12 protein-coding genes and 1 tRNA gene are annotated in these 14439 nt (G+C 52.5%); 3 read left to right on the top strand and 10 right to left on the bottom strand.

All coding sequences use genetic code 11. The features are described 5' to 3' along the window. Positions 1-339: 339 nt before the first annotated feature. Positions 340-1983 carry a VCBS repeat-containing protein gene (locus tag JW984_14980; GenBank protein ID MBN1574499.1) on the top strand — a complete coding sequence of 548 codons (1644 nt, stop codon included), beginning with the start codon at positions 340-342 and terminating at the stop codon, positions 1981-1983. After that, positions 1984-2060, top strand: a tRNA-Met gene (locus JW984_14985). 799 nt (positions 2061-2859) lie between these two features. Here the strand turns inward: JW984_14985 and JW984_14990 are convergent. The 5 genes from JW984_14990 to JW984_15010 all read right to left on the bottom strand — a co-directional run bounded on the left by JW984_14990 (position 2860) and on the right by JW984_15010 (position 7220). Then, positions 2860-3927 (bottom strand): zinc-ribbon domain-containing protein, encoded by a 1068-nt coding sequence (locus JW984_14990; protein MBN1574500.1) that lies wholly within the window; start codon positions 3925-3927, stop codon positions 2860-2862. Positions 3928-4065: 138 nt separating this feature from the next. Next, complete coding sequence (locus tag JW984_14995; GenBank protein MBN1574501.1) at positions 4066-5406, bottom strand: D-serine ammonia-lyase; 1341 nt, start codon at positions 5404-5406, stop codon at positions 4066-4068. Positions 5407-5411: 5 nt separating this feature from the next. After that, a complete protein-coding gene (locus JW984_15000; protein ID MBN1574502.1) occupies positions 5412-5831 on the bottom strand; it encodes a DNA-binding protein in 420 nt (139 codons plus the stop codon). A 23-nt stretch (positions 5832-5854) separates the two neighbouring features. Further along, positions 5855-6835 carry a D-glycerate dehydrogenase gene (locus tag JW984_15005; protein MBN1574503.1) on the bottom strand — a complete coding sequence of 327 codons (981 nt, stop codon included), beginning with the start codon at positions 6833-6835 and terminating at the stop codon, positions 5855-5857. A gap of 64 nt (positions 6836-6899) precedes the next feature. Next, positions 6900-7220, bottom strand: coding sequence for a hypothetical protein (locus JW984_15010; protein MBN1574504.1), 321 nt, complete (start codon positions 7218-7220; stop codon positions 6900-6902). 145 nt (positions 7221-7365) lie between these two features. Here JW984_15010 and amrS point away from each other — a divergent pair, with 145 nt between their 5' ends. Continuing rightward, entirely contained in the window at positions 7366-8430 is a 1065-nt protein-coding gene (gene amrS, locus JW984_15015; protein ID MBN1574505.1) for an AmmeMemoRadiSam system radical SAM enzyme, read from the top strand. A 254-nt stretch (positions 8431-8684) separates the two neighbouring features. Here amrS and JW984_15020 read toward each other — a convergent pair whose 3' ends face one another. From JW984_15020 to JW984_15040, 5 genes are all read right to left on the bottom strand, one after another. Then, the gene (locus JW984_15020) at positions 8685-10229 is read right to left on the bottom strand and encodes a DASS family sodium-coupled anion symporter (protein ID MBN1574506.1); all 1545 of its coding nucleotides are present in this window, start codon (positions 10227-10229) and stop codon (positions 8685-8687) included. Between the two features lies 1 nt (position 10230). Beyond that, positions 10231-11946, bottom strand: coding sequence for a thiamine pyrophosphate-binding protein (locus JW984_15025; GenBank protein ID MBN1574507.1), 1716 nt, complete (start codon positions 11944-11946; stop codon positions 10231-10233). Between the two features lie 46 nt (positions 11947-11992). Further along, entirely contained in the window at positions 11993-12805 is an 813-nt protein-coding gene (locus JW984_15030) for an SDR family oxidoreductase (GenBank protein ID MBN1574508.1), read from the bottom strand. 106 nt (positions 12806-12911) lie between these two features. Beyond that, a complete protein-coding gene (locus JW984_15035; protein MBN1574509.1) occupies positions 12912-13574 on the bottom strand; it encodes a TetR/AcrR family transcriptional regulator in 663 nt (220 codons plus the stop codon). A gap of 369 nt (positions 13575-13943) precedes the next feature. Further along, positions 13944-14354, bottom strand: coding sequence for a PQQ-like beta-propeller repeat protein (locus JW984_15040; GenBank protein MBN1574510.1), 411 nt, complete (start codon positions 14352-14354; stop codon positions 13944-13946). Positions 14355-14439: the final 85 nt, after the last annotated feature.

Here is a 14439-nt window from a genome sequence, read left to right on the forward strand (position 1 = left end):
GTTTTCTCTGTTTTTACAATACTTTGGAAAGATTTGATGTCCATGATTTACCTTATCATGGTGGCAAATCTTTTACAATCACCAAATATTTTATCGTTTTTATATAAACCGCCGTATCAAGGAAGTGAAAAATGAGCGGCAACAAATATTGGACAAATAAAATATTTAAATCTATTTTATTATATTTTTCCTATTTATAGCACAGATATTTAATTATTGTCAATCAATTTCTTTTTACTATTTATATGATTTTAATATCAATCTTCAAATTTTATTTCTTGACTTTATGTCATCCCAATGATATATTTCCACAATTAAAGAACTGTATTGAGGATTACCATGAGTAAAAATAATAGGAGTGTGAAAAGCGTAGGCCTTAAAGGGATGAAATATGCATCCCTTCTTATTTTAACTTTGGTTTTTACCATTTCCTTTGTAGGCCTGGTCGCTGGTGAAGATAATAAAAGGATTGCAATCGTTCCCTTTCAGATAAACAGTCCCGAAAACCTGGATTACCTGGAAGGTTCGATCTTCAATATGCTCGCGTCTCGCCTATCCGTGGATGAAACCATCAGCGTGATAGAGAGAACAACCGTTTTGAAGGCACTTGGGAAAGATAAATACGCCCTCCTTACTGCCGACGACGCCGTGGCGTTGGGTAAGAGGCTCGGGGCCGACTACGTCGTCTTCGGGTCCCTGACAAAGCTCGGGGAGACATTTTCTCTGGACGCCAAGATGTTCGATGTAAATAAAAAGGAGCGCTCCACGGCGGTCTATGCCCAGGGGAGCGGTATGGATTCCCTAATCCCAAAGATCAATGAATTCGCCAGAAATATGAACTTCAAGATACTGGGATATGTGCCCGCGGAAGGTGTGGCTGGATATAAGGGCCTTCAGGCCGAAAACCCGAATTTCATCTTTGCTACAAGGGACCTCATGTCAAAGACCGATTTCAGGAAGAGCCCCTTCTGGAAGATCCAAATCAAGGGTGTCGATGTAGGAGATATCGATGGGGACAAGATGAATGAAACGGTGGTGATCGACAAAAATGATCTTTGGATCTACAAGCGCGGTAAAGAAGAGTTCGAGCTCTTTACAAAATTTTCGGGACGCCCCGTGAATAACTTCCTCGCCATAGATATTATGGACCTCAACGATAACGGGATAGACGAGATCTTCATCACAAACGTAAGCAAGGGGAGATTAAGCTCCTTCGTCGTGGAATACAATCCCAAAGCCAAAAAGCTTGTGCGTATCGAAAACAATATTCCCCTCTTTTTCAGGATGTTTACGCTCCCGAAGAGAAAGCCCATGCTCCTTGCGCAAAAGATGGCGATGGACAGCTCGTTTTTTGGGCCGCTCTACAGGGTGGAATATAAAAACGGAGAATACGTAGAGGAGACGGCCCTCGATTTTCCAAGAGGAACCGAAATCTACGGGACAACCCTCCCCGTCGATATAGATTACGATGGAAGACCCGAACTCGTACAGATCGATAAATTTAATCATCTGAATATCGTGGGGCTTGACGGAAAAGAAGAGTGGGCAACTAAAGAATACTGGGGAGGGACGGTAAACTACTTCAATACCAGAGAGAAAGAGGAAAAGATAGAAAAAGGAGGAGATTCCGCCGAACTGGAAGACGGCGAGGTCTACATCCAGACAAGGATATTCATCACGGACCTCAACCACGACGGCTCTTACGAGGTGCTGCTCTGTAAAAACATCTCGGAGACCATGAACCTCTCCCCCAAGTTCAGGCTGTACGAGACAAGCGAGATATACAACCTTTCATGGGACGGCATAAATCTCTCTGAGAACTGGCAGTCACGCCTGATTGACGGATATATCGCGGACTATCAGCTCAAGGACGTCGACTCCGACGGTATAGACGAGCTGGTTGTTGCGGTTGTGTTTTCCTTTGAAATGACCAAACTCGTTCCCGCCAGCAGCGGAGTATTGATATACGAGTTAAGCTTCTAAGGCGGTGTAGCTCAGATGGTTAGAGCATGCGGCTCATATCCGCAGTGTCCGGGGTTCGATTCCCTGCACCGCCACCATTAAACCAAAGGTGGGGGTGGTCGATTCTTGGGGGGGATGGTCGTGGGGGGTTGGTCGAGTTGGGGGGCCAGGTGAGTTGGGGGGGTGATCGGTTTTTAGGGGGCGAGATAGATGGGTAAATGATTCCAAAGAGGGTTGGTTAGTTTGGGGAATGATCGGTTTTAATGGCAGTGTAATTTTAGTCTTTTAGCCCGTCCGCCTTTTTAAAAGGTCGACGGGCTTTTTCTTTGAAATGGATTACTATTAGTAAACATCTATTCGAGGGTTATTAATTTTTGGGGAGGTAAAATCGATTTTTAGGAAAGCACGTCGCTTTTTTAGTAAGATCAGTTAGTGTGTGGATTGCCTGGTTTTTAAAGGCCCGTCCGCCCGCCTTTATGTGAGATCGACGGATTTTTTATCGGTTGTGGATTCTTAAAGGCGATCGGGTGTTTGGGAATGATCGGCTTCAGGCAATTGGCGGGGCCTGGGGACTGATTAATCTTGGGGGCTTCGGGGAATTCTGAGCTCGTCAAATTTAAGGGAATAGGATTAAGGTTATCGGTTTTTAAAACCGTCGGCTTATATTTCAAAGATTGCCAAGATCATTAAAAAGCTCAATGTGAAATTCAATACGAGGGGAGAGGGAATCTGCAATCCGCCTTTCAAAAATAGTAAATAGAGGCACTCCTTAAAGAATCAAGACTGAACACTAATATCCGATTCCCGCTCATCATTATCCGTCCAATTCGATGTCCGTTCCCCTCCTGCGCTCCGTCCATTCGGCCAACCTCTTCCTCTTACCCCATGCCGTCGGCTTCAGTCCAGAAGTTCGATCCTGCTGTTCACGAGATATAAGTCGTAGGTTTTCCCCGACATCCTCCACGAATATATAATCCCCTCCACGTAGATTTTACCGCCCTTGCGGAGCGTTGCCGTGATAGTCTCATCATCCTTCATGCCGATAAGGACATCGCACAGCTCGTGCTCCCACTGGGAGACCGGTTCTGCCGATACTGCCTTTATCACATATTTGTAAGATTCATCGGGAAAGGAGTCGATTGCTACGGAGAAATCCACCCCGCTGAAATACCTTCTCCTGACCTCCTTTACGACAAGTTGACCGATCAGGTTTTTCCCCAGAAAGGTTTTCGCGTAATCCTTTGCCTCGGTTTCCTTCTGGATGTCTGTCATGTTCGACTCCCGCCACTCCTTAGTCCTGGTGTCTAACTCCGTAATGTTGAAGTACTCGTCGCTGGTGTAGTTTTCCCAGTCGATAACGTTGGTCAGCGTCTCCGCGTTATCTTCCGTCTTGGGATCTAAAGAGGAGGGCAAGGGTACGGGCTCCTCTTTGACTTCCTCGGTTTTATCTTTGTCGGTTTCCTCGACCTTCTCATCTTTTGTCTCTTCCGTCGGGGCGGGGGCCGGTGTCTTCTCCTTGGGTTCCTCCTTCTTCACGATTTTCGAGGGTTGAGCCGGTACCTTCGGCGGAGCGCTCTTCGTCGCCTTCCCCAGGACAAAGCCGATACCTATGGCCAAAAGTATCGAGATTGTCAGAAAGATGGCCTTCTTGACATCGTATCCTATTCTGTCGCCCCTCTTTCCGCCGTCCCTTTTGGCTTTACTTTTTCTCCTTTTCCCGCTACTTTTATTGCTCCTTTTATTGATATCTCCGTCCCACGTCGGGTCCCCGATCGAGTCGAGAATCGGCGTCTGGCTGATCTCCGGCTCATCGGCCGTTTCAGTCCCCATATCAAAATAATCGGCGTCCTGCTCGAGGGTGAACCTGAACTTGCACTTCGGGCACCCGATCGTCTGATCCGGCCCGGGTACCTCGTCGTCTTTTATCCTTCCCGTAAATCCGCACTCGGGACAGACTATCTTCATAAATTTCTCCTCCTCGGCCGTTAGGTCTACCCTTACGCGTCGATTTGAATATTAATAGACTACCCTAAAAACATCCCACCCATTTTTAAGAATAGCAAAGGGAGAGAAGGCTGTCAACACGATTTCGGCCGGCTGGTTTTATATGTCGACCTCTCTACCCCGCTCGAGGAATTTTGTATACTCCGCCTCAGGAACGAGGGAACCGCCGGTGCTCCAAAGGATGTGAACAGAGTATTCCATCTTCTTTTCCAGTCCGTTTTCCCTTATGTAGTCCTTTGCGCAATTGTCCAGGGAGAGGTGTACCGGCCCCATGAATCCCGCCGTGGCGGAGGGTTCAACCCTTATCCCCTCGCTTGCATTGAGCATATGAAGGAAGCAGAATAGGTCGTCGTCCGTTACCGTAAAGAGGCCCGAGACGAGGTTTTTGACCATAGATCCCGCAAGGATCGAGGGGCTGCTCACGGCAAGGCCGTCCGCCTCGGTGACGTTGTTGAGGCCCGCGTCGTAGATCGACACCCCCTCTTTAAAGTCGGTCAACACACCTAAAAGAAAGGCGGGGGCGCAGACCGGCTCCGCGAAGAAGGAATGAACGTCGTCGCCGAAGACATGCTTCAGCCCGAATGTGATTCCCCCCGGCGCCCCGCCGACGCCGCACGGTATGTAGACGAAGAGGGGATGGTCACCGTCGACGGTCAACCCCGTTTCGTTCAGTTGGTGTTCAAGCCTCAGCGCAGAAACTGCATACCCCAAAAAGAGGTGGATCGAGCTCTCGTCGTCCACGAAATAGGTGTAAGGGTCGTTTGCGGCAGCCTCCCGCCCAGCCTTGACGGCCCGGGTGTAATCCTCTTCATGCTCTACGACAGTGACTCCCCTCTCCCTCAGGAAGCTTTTCTTCCACCCCTTCGCCTCAGAGGACATGTGGACCGTGCCGTTGAGTCCCAGGGCCGCGGCCGTCACCCCTACGCTTATACCGAGGTTTCCCGTGCTCCCCACCGAGACGGTGTACTTTTTAAACACGCCCTGAACTTCGGCGTCGAGGATCTTGAGGTATGGGTCGGTTCTCTTCAAAAGGCCGTTTTCTGTGGCCAGCGCCTCTGCGAAGTGGAGCACCTCATATATCCCGCCCCTCGCCTTTACGGAGCCGGCGATCGGGAGGGCGTGGTCGCCCTTGATGAAGAGACGCCCCTTTATATCCACGCCGAGTTTCTGCGACATTCTCTCCTTTAGGCTCGGCGCCGGGATGAGGGGCGACTCGATTATTCCGCCCGCTCCCCTCGTCTCGCCGAAGAGCCTTGATATGAGGGGAGCGAAGCGGTTGAGACGCTCCCCTGCGTCGACGATGTCGGATAAAGAGAGGGGAAGATTCGGTAAGACGTCCGCAACGTCTTTGTGGCAGTCGTTTATCCAGAAGAGGGGGGAGGCTCCGCCGACCTTTTCGATAATCTCTCTCCTCTCTCCCCACTTGGAACCCATGATCATCCCCGTCATATGTCGAGCAGCTTAAGCCCGGTTCTCTCGTCGTGTTTCCTCGAAAGGCCCGGTTTTAGGGGGATCAAGTAAATCTCCACTGTGGCGGCGGTGACCATAGAAAAAACGTGTCCGCCGATCGTTTCGTTAGCGCTGTTTGAGATTACCGCATGGGCATGGACAAACGCCCCCTCGTCGGTTCGGGCGAGATTTCCGGTGAGCGAAACAAGCTCCAATGTCCCGTCGTACCTGTTCTTCTCATATCTCTTGTTTTCGATGTCGTAATAGCCGAGGGTGACATCCTTCACCGCACCCAGCCCCCAGAGGAAGGCGGCCTCGATACTACGCTCTTTTGCGAAGCAGATTATCGAGTCGAGGAGAGGCTCTCCCATATCAAGCCTGATAAGGAACCCGTTTTCTTCATTACGAATCCGCATCGAAAAACCTCCTGTTAGAGTGTTTACTGTTTAAGGTTTTTATATTCGGGGTTAACGAGGTTCGGGATTTTTCCCCCCTCCAGCATGGCGGTCAGATTCTCAGCCGCCATGGTCGCCATTTTCGTCCTCGCCGTCCGTGTGGCGCTCCCTATGTGGGGTAGGATAACGGCGTTCTTGAGCTTCAGCAGGCCGCGATCGATCTCCGGCTCATTCTCGAAGACGTCCAGCCCCGCCCCTGCGATCTCGCCGCTTTTAAGGGCGGATACGAGGGCGCTCTCGTCGACCACCTTTCCCCTGGAGGTGTTAATGAGATATGCCGTCTCCTTCATCATTTTAAGCTCCCTCTCGCCGATGAGGTGTCTCGTCTCCTCGGTCAGCGGGACGTGGAGCGTGACGAAGTCCGCCGAAGAGAGGAGCTGGTCGAGATGGAGGTATTTGGCCTTGAGCTCTTTCTCGATATTATTGACCCTCTCCTCGTTCTGATAGATGATCTTCATGCCGAGGCCGTGCGCCCGCACCGCCACTGCCTTCCCGATGTTTCCCATCCCCACAATCCCGATTGTGGCCCCGTATATGTCCGCGCCCAGAAACTGGGTCGGCTCCCACCCCTTCCATCTACCGCTTCTCGTGAAGAGGTCCGCCTCGACGATTCTCCTTCCCGCGGCGAAGATTAAGGCCATCGCGAGGTCCGCCGTGGCGTCGGTCAGGACCCCCGGGGTGTTTGACACCGCGATCCCACGGCTTGTGGCGGTGGCGATGTCGATGTTGTCGAAGCCGACGGCGTAGTTGGCGATTCCTTTTAATCCCGGTAACGAGTCGATAACCTCGGCGTCGATCCTGTCTGTGAGAAGCGTCAGGAGGCCGTCGCAGTCTGAAGCCCTTTTGATCAGCGCCTTTTTCTTCAGGGGGGTCTCCGCGTCGTACACGGTCACAATGTATCTCTGATCAAGTATCTCGATTCCAGCCTCCGGTATCCTCCTCGTTACAAGAACCTTCTTTTTCATAAAGCCCTGCTCTCTCAAAAATGTGGAGTTAAAGAAAATATCTATCCCGAAGCACCCGCATCTCTTATTTTTGTATCAAGGCCCCTTTGTGTAGCCTCAACAGCTCGCTGTAGGGTTTTTGGGCCTCCTCGTATCCGTTCTTCAGGGCGGCCCTGTAGTCTTCGAGGGCCTCGTCGTACATGGCGAAGGCGAAGTGAACCTTTCCCCTGTTGAAGTAGGACTTCCCGTGGGAAGGCTCGATGGCTATCGCCATGTTGAAACACTCGAGAGCCTTGTGAAGGTCGCCCGCCTCGGCCAGCCTCTTCCCCTTTTTATTCCACTCGTCGGCGGCGGACCTGTAGCCCTTTAAAGTGAAAATCCAGAAATCAAAAAACCTTCTCTCCATTGTCAAGATCACGCCGTCTGTTTAAAGGGATTCCCAGGCCTTCTACGTAAAATACCACATCACTTTGAATATTTCAAAAAAAACTCGACACCCTTCCCCTTTCGATATAATATATCACATTCGACCTAACGGAAACTTTAAAAAGATGTATCACGCCTCCTTATACACAAAGATCGAAAACGACAGGACCGTCTGCAGGGTCTGCAGGAGGAGGTGCAGCATCCCCCCGGGCGGGCTGGGTTACTGCGGGACGCGGCTCAACAAGGGGGGGAAGCTGATGAGCCTGATCTACGGCCGGGTCTCGACCATGATGGTCTCGCCGATAGAGAAAAAGCCAATGTACCATTTTTATCCCGGGTCGATGTGGCTATCGGTGGGATCGGTGGGGTGCAACTTCAGGTGCCCCGGCTGCCAAAACTGGGAGATCGCCTGCGCCGCCGCCGACCTGAAGGGAGACGGCTTCTTCCCGGACGGGGGGCCTAAGGCCGAGACGGAAAACATATCCCCGGAGCTCCTCATAGAGATCGCGAAGAGGGAGGGCGCCTTCGGGATCTCCTTTACCTACAACGAGCCGACACTCTGGGTAGAGTACGCCGAGAGGTCGATGGCTGAGGCGAAGGGGGTGGGGCTCCACACGAACTGGGTCACGAACGGTTACATAACGATCGAGGCCCTCGACATGATAGGCCCGTACCTCGACTCCTTCAGGGTAGACATAAAGGGTTTTTCGGAGAGGGCCTACAAGGAGATCGCCGGGATATTCGACTACAAGGGGATACTGGAGGTGGTGCTTAGGGCGAAGGAGAAATGGGGGATGCACGTGGAGCTGGTGACGAACGTGATTCCGGGGGTGAACGACAAAATCGATGAGCTGACCGGACTGGCCCGGTGGATAGTGAAGGAGATGGGGCCGGACACCCCCTGGCACATCACGAGGTTCTTCCCGCACTACAAATTGCTGGATATTCCCGAGACGCCCGTTGACCTCCTTGAAGATATATATAAGATGGCGGTGGATGAGGGGCTTCATTACCCCTACCTCGGCAACGTGAGCCACCACCGGGGGGAGAACACCTGCTGTCCAGGCTGCGGCGAGGTTGTCATAAGTAGGAGGGGAGGGGTCTTCGAGGAGTCCCGGCTCAAGGGGAGTAGGTGCCCTGAGTGTAATGCGGAGATCTTCGGGAGGTTTCCTCCGTCAAGGGGGGAGTGAGGGGTTTTTGGGTTTTCGTTGTTGTCTGGGATTCTTTGAAGGGGTAGTCAGATATTTCCCATTTCCCCTCCGAAATGGACAGGGGTTGTTCCGATGGGATGGGAAGTCGAGAAGATATTCGGCGATTTGGAATGTTGGTTCAAATCTGAAAACCAAAGGGGCGGATTCTAATCCACCCTTTACAAAACAGCACCTTCTTTTTACTTCCCGCTTTGTCCAGTCCTTCCGGCTTGCCCTATAACAAAACCCACGGTTTAAAACCTGTACATCCCGGTCAGCGGCCCTATGAAGACAAACACGGCGGTCAAAACGGCGATCATGACTATGGTAAGGATCGTCCCGGAGAGGGCGAAGTCCTTCGCGCTGAAGTAGCCGGACGTGAAGGGGATGATGTTCGTGGGCGACTGGGTCAGTAATATAACGCCGAGAGAGGCGGTGTAGGCCGCGGGCGCCACGAGAAACCAGGGGGAGATGTAGAGGTCGCCGGCCAGCGTTATGAGTAAGGGGATAATAATTATGCCCGTGACGGTGTTGGAGGCGAGAAAAAGCTTCATCACGAGGACGGCGGCGATGACTACGGCGATCTGGAGGATGATGTGGACATGCGAGATCTTTCCCATCAGCACCCAGGCGAGCCAGCGGGCGGCGCCAGTCTCGTACATCATAAGCCCCAAAGACAGCGAAGCCATGACGAGAATGATGGCGTCCCAGTTCATCAGAGACTCCGCCTCCTTCCAGCTCTTAAAGAGCCTTATTCCCGGAAGGAAAAAGACTAGTCCCCCGGCCATGGCGACCATCTCCATGGAGAGGACGAGCCTCCCCTCCGTGAGGCCTTTGATCAGGTCGCCGGTAAGCCAGAGGGTGATTACGGCGACAAAGACGATCAAGGTCGTAATCTCGTCCTTCGTCAGGGGGCCGATCTTCTTAAGCCTCTCCTTGATTTCCTCCCTCTTCAGGGGAAGGTTCTTGATCTCCGGGGGGAAGATCGCCGTGATGACGAGCCACCCGACAGGTACAAGAATGAGCGACGCCGGGACGCCTATCTTCATCCAGTCTATGAACGAGATCTCCACCCCGGCGAGCTTCCTCAAATACTCGATGGCGATCGGGTTCGGCCCGCAGCCTGCGGGCGTGCCGATCCCGCCGAAAACCGCCCCCCAGCAGCAGGCTATCATCAAGGCTTTTCCGAAGTTGCTCTCGTTCGGCTTTATGTCGGAGGACTTCAGGATGCTGACCCCCAGGGGGACCATAAGGGCTGAGACCGCCATGTCGGTGATCCACATGGAGAGGGCCGTTCCCATGAAGATGAAGCCGAGTATCACCATGCGGGTGTTCGTCCCCACGAAGAGGAGGAGCCAGTTGGTGAGCCTCTCGCCCAGGCCCGATTTAATAAACGCCCCCGACAGGATAAAGACCCCAAGGAAGAAGATGAAGAGCCTGTTTCCGAAGCTCATCTTGACCATCTCCTTGAGGCCGTCGGCGGCGCCAGTGATTGTGATTATCCCATCCTTTGTCGCGACCTCGAGCCCCTCGGTGACACCCAGAAGCGGCATGAGAAGCATCACGATGAGGGAGGTGATCGCAAAGGGGATAGCCTCGGTAACCCAGAGCACTATGGCAAATACCAGAAGCGACATGCAGATTCTACCCTGAAGGGAAAGCTCGATGACCCTCTCCCCGAAGGTAAGGGTGTCGGGGAGGGGGGCAAGGCAGAAAACGATGGATGCGGCGATCGCAAGGGCGAAGTAGATAACGTCCCTTCTCTTTTTATAAAGCTCTTTAACTGCTGGAAGGTTCATTCTAATATCCTGAAGCCGCTATGGTGGCCAGGGCGTAGCTTCCCGGGCTGATGATATCCGGGTCGGTCATCACGTTTATGAGGGATACCTTCCCGGAGTCGAAGGCGCGCTTCAGGGCCGGCTTGATCTCCTCCGGCTTGGTCACCCTCTCGGCGTAGCCTCCCATCGCTTCCACCATCTTGTGGTAGTCAATATCGCCCAGCTCCGTCGCTATGTTTTTGCCGGGGCCGAACTTCAGGCTCTGGCTGTGGCGGATCATCCCCCAGCCGAGGTCGTTGGAGACCACGATGACGATGGGGAGGTTGAACCTCATGGCGGTGTTTATCTCCATGAAATTAAATCCCAAGGAGCCGTCCCCCGTGGCGCAGACGACCTTTTCCTTCGGGTTCAGGAGCTTTGCCGTGACGGCAAACGGTATTCCGACCCCGAGACACCCGAACATCCCCGATTCGAGGTAGCGCCTCGCGCCGTAGGATTTTCTCATCATACCTATCCAGGTCTGAGTGTCGCCGCCGTCGGCGGTCACTATCCCCTCGCTTCCGAGAAATTCGTCTATCTCCTTCATCAGCCTCTGAGGGTGTATAGGGACCTTGTCCGAGGTTATATCACCCTTCACGGAGTCGATGCTGAACTCCTCCTCCTTTTTCAGCTCCTCGACCCAGGGGGAGAACCTGTCCGCCTTCACCTTTCCCGCAAGCGCCTCTTTAAGCTGATCGGAAACGATACCGACATCCCCCATTATCCCGACGCTGACGTCCCTGTTTCTCCCTATCTCGACGGGGTCGATGTTGACGTGGATGATCTTAGCGTTGGGCGGGAAGAGGGCGCCGTACATTGTGTAGAGGTTAATCCTCGTTCCGAGGAAGATTACGCAGTCCGTCCGGGTGATTGCGGAGCCTGCGGCCCCCGGCCTTATTATCACCGCCGGGCCGAAGGAGAGGGGGTGGTCTTCCAGGACTATGCCCCTTCCCATCGAGAGGGTGAATATGGGGATTCCGGAGGCCTCGACGAAGTCCAGCACGCTCTTGTCGGCGTTTGAGAAGACCGCCCCGCTTCCGGCGATTACTATCGGCCTCTCGGATTTCTCAATAATCTTCGCCGCCTCGGCTATCGACTTTGGATCGCCCCCGGCTCTCATGGGAAACGGCGAGTCCAGGAATTTTACGGTGGAGAGGGGAACCGTCTCACCCTGGACGTCCACGGGGAGGTCGATGAAGGTGGGGCCGGGACTCGAGGAGATCGCCGTCTTCATGGCGAGGTCGATGAACTCCGGGATCCTCGCTGGCTTGGTAACCAGCTTCGACCACTTGACGATCGGATCGATCACCTCCCGTTGGGCGATCTCCTGAAGGTCGAGCCTCTCCTCCATCCTGAGGCCTATCCTGCCGGAGATGAGGAGGACCGGGCTCCCGGCCATCCTTGCGTTGGCGACGCCGGTCAGCGCATTGGTGAAGCCGGGCCCCGCGGTGACTAAGGCCACGCCGACCTCGCCGGTGAGCCTGGCGTAGGCGTCCGCCATGAAGACCGCCGCCTGTTCGTGCCTCGTGTCAACCAATTTTATATCGGAATCCATGAGGTGCTGGTATATCGGCGCTATATGGCCGCCGCTTAAGGTGAAGATATATTTTACGCCCTTCTTCTCGAGGGCTCTTACCACGAGCTCTCCCCCGGTGACCATCCTTTCATCGCTGTTTAAGTTTGCGCTTTCTATTGCCATTTTTCCCTCCGCTTTTATATCTATAGCTATATCTAAATCAAATTTTTTACAGCTCCATGAGCTGGCCGCCGTCTATGTTGATCGCCTGGCCCGTAATGTAGCGGGCCTCATTGGAAAGCAGGAAGGCGACGAGGTCGGCGACCTCTTCGGTCGTGCCGATCCTTCTTAACGGTATCGACTCCTTCTCGTCGGAGATTATCTTGTCCATATCCTTGTTGAGCACCTTCGATTCCAGCTCCCAGCCCCACCGCTCGAGGTCGGTGTCTATCTGCCCGGGACAGATGGCGTTCGCCCTTATCCCGGTGTGGCAGACCTCCTGGGCGAGGACCTTCGTGAGCATTATAACCGCCGCCTTCGAGATGCAGTATGCGCCAACGAAGGCCCTGGGCCTTTTGCCCGCCCTCGACGCGGTGTTGACTATGGCGGCTCCCTCTCTGGTCATCAACGGGAGCATATGTCTTATGACGTAGAGGGTGCCGTTAAGCGTTATGTTGATGGTCTTGTGCCACATCTCGAGGTCCATGTACTGGAGGTACTGAGGGGAGGGCGCCGCGCCGGCGTTGTTGACGAGGAAGTCGAGGTGGCCGAACTCCTTTTTTATATATGAAGCCGCGCTCGCTATCGTGTCGGTGTCGACCACGTCGATTACGAGACCGCGGCCGCCGATCTCTCCGGCAAGACCCATCAGCTCCTCCTCGGTGCCTATCCTGGTATAGTCCTTTGCGCCGATGTCCTTGCAGACGTCGGAGATGATAACGGTGGCCCCGTATTCGGAGAGCTTCTTCGCTATCCCGAACCCGATCCCGCTCTTCTTGCCGGAGCCCGTAACGAGGGCGACCTTTCCGTTAAAGTCGTACATAAATTTGCCTCCACTTTTTTCCTTGAGTTCATATAAATATTAAATATTCGTTCAATATCAGAAGCCGACGCTTAAAGGAGTTACAGCCGAGCGCCGGCAGAAGTTATCAAGCTTTTCTCCCCCAGTTTTCGAGGCTGAACCTGATTATCTCCACGAGGTTGTCTATCTTGTTTTCGATCTCCCTCTCCACAGCGTTGTCCTCTATCTCGAGATACTCCCCCAGCCTTATCCGGTAGTGCTCCGAGACCATCGATATCATCAGAATGACGTAGAGGCTGTTGATGATAAAAGCCGCCATCTTGATGTCGGTGTCCGGCCTGATGGTCCCGTCGTCGACCCCTTTTTTGAGCGCCTCCTTGTAGTAATCGGAGGTGTGCTTTTCCACCTTTAGGGTCAGCTTCCTTGCGAAGTCCTCCATCCCGCAGGAGGACATGTTTGCGTAGAGCTGTGTGTACTCCCGGTTTTTCGTCACGAACTTCAGCCCCTGGTGAAAGATGTCCTTCAGCTGGTCGAAGAAGTCCTTTTTGTCGTCGATGATAGAATCGATGTTTTTTCTAGACTCGGAGATCGCGTGGGTGGAGACGGAGAGGTAGAGGTCTTCCTTGTTTTCGAAGTAGTCGTAGAGGGAGCCCTTGGAGACGACCGCTATCTTTGCAATCTCCCTCATGTTCGCCTTTTCAAAGCCATCCCGGGCGAAGACCTTAGCAGCCGCGAAGTAGATTCTCTCGCGTTTCTCGTCGCTTATGATGTCGAACGTCTCTTTCGGCATGTTTTTTTTAGGCCCTGTATGTACTATTGAATTGGCCGGGTTTCTTTTGCCTTTGTTCAGATCAGGAACCGTCCTGCTTGTATGCGATGGCTGTTTTAAGTGTCATAGGTTGAGTGGCTGACCGACCGCCCGGTCACCGCCTTCTATGTATGATATTACACAGGGTGGCGCTTTTTTGTCAAGTGAAAAATTTACAGAAAATTTACACTTTTTTGTATAGGGAAGGAATCGCTTAAAGGTCGGGCAGCGTTAAAAAAGGGAGGGGGGGCGGGAATAATAATGTTGATTTTATCGATTGGGATCGGGCGGGAATCTCAGGCGGCGTAAGGGGGGAAGGGGAGGGTATGCCGCCCTCAATATGGAGTCAAGTCAATACCCTATCTTTTTTATTTCCAGAGCATAAAGGTAACCATCTCGACATCTGAAGTAGATAATATCATCAACAACAATGAGTTTGGAATCTATACGATCTCTTAGCTTATATCTCCACATTAACGCACCACTTTTGGAGTCTAAAGCATATAGATATTGATCATAACACTCTACATAGACAATGCCATTAATCACATAGGGAGAAGTAGTTATACGATCATCTGTATTAAAATGCCATCTATACTCGCCACTGTTGATGTTTACGGCATAAATGTCATAATTATAGCCAGTCCCGAAATAGATAACACCATCAACAACAATATTGGAGTTAAATACAAAATATTGAGTTTTAAAGCACCATCTTTGCTCACCGTTTTTAGCATCTATGGCATAAAGAAAAGAACTCAAACTGAAGTGGACCCAATATGGTAGACAGTGAAACGGGGGTTTTAAGGTGGATCATGCGGCCTGTTTCCCCCGTTGGTTTTTAAAA

This window comes from Candidatus Zymogenus saltonus, assembly GCA_016929395.1.
Classification (GTDB): Bacteria; Desulfobacterota; Zymogenia; order Zymogenales; family Zymogenaceae; genus Zymogenus; species Zymogenus saltonus.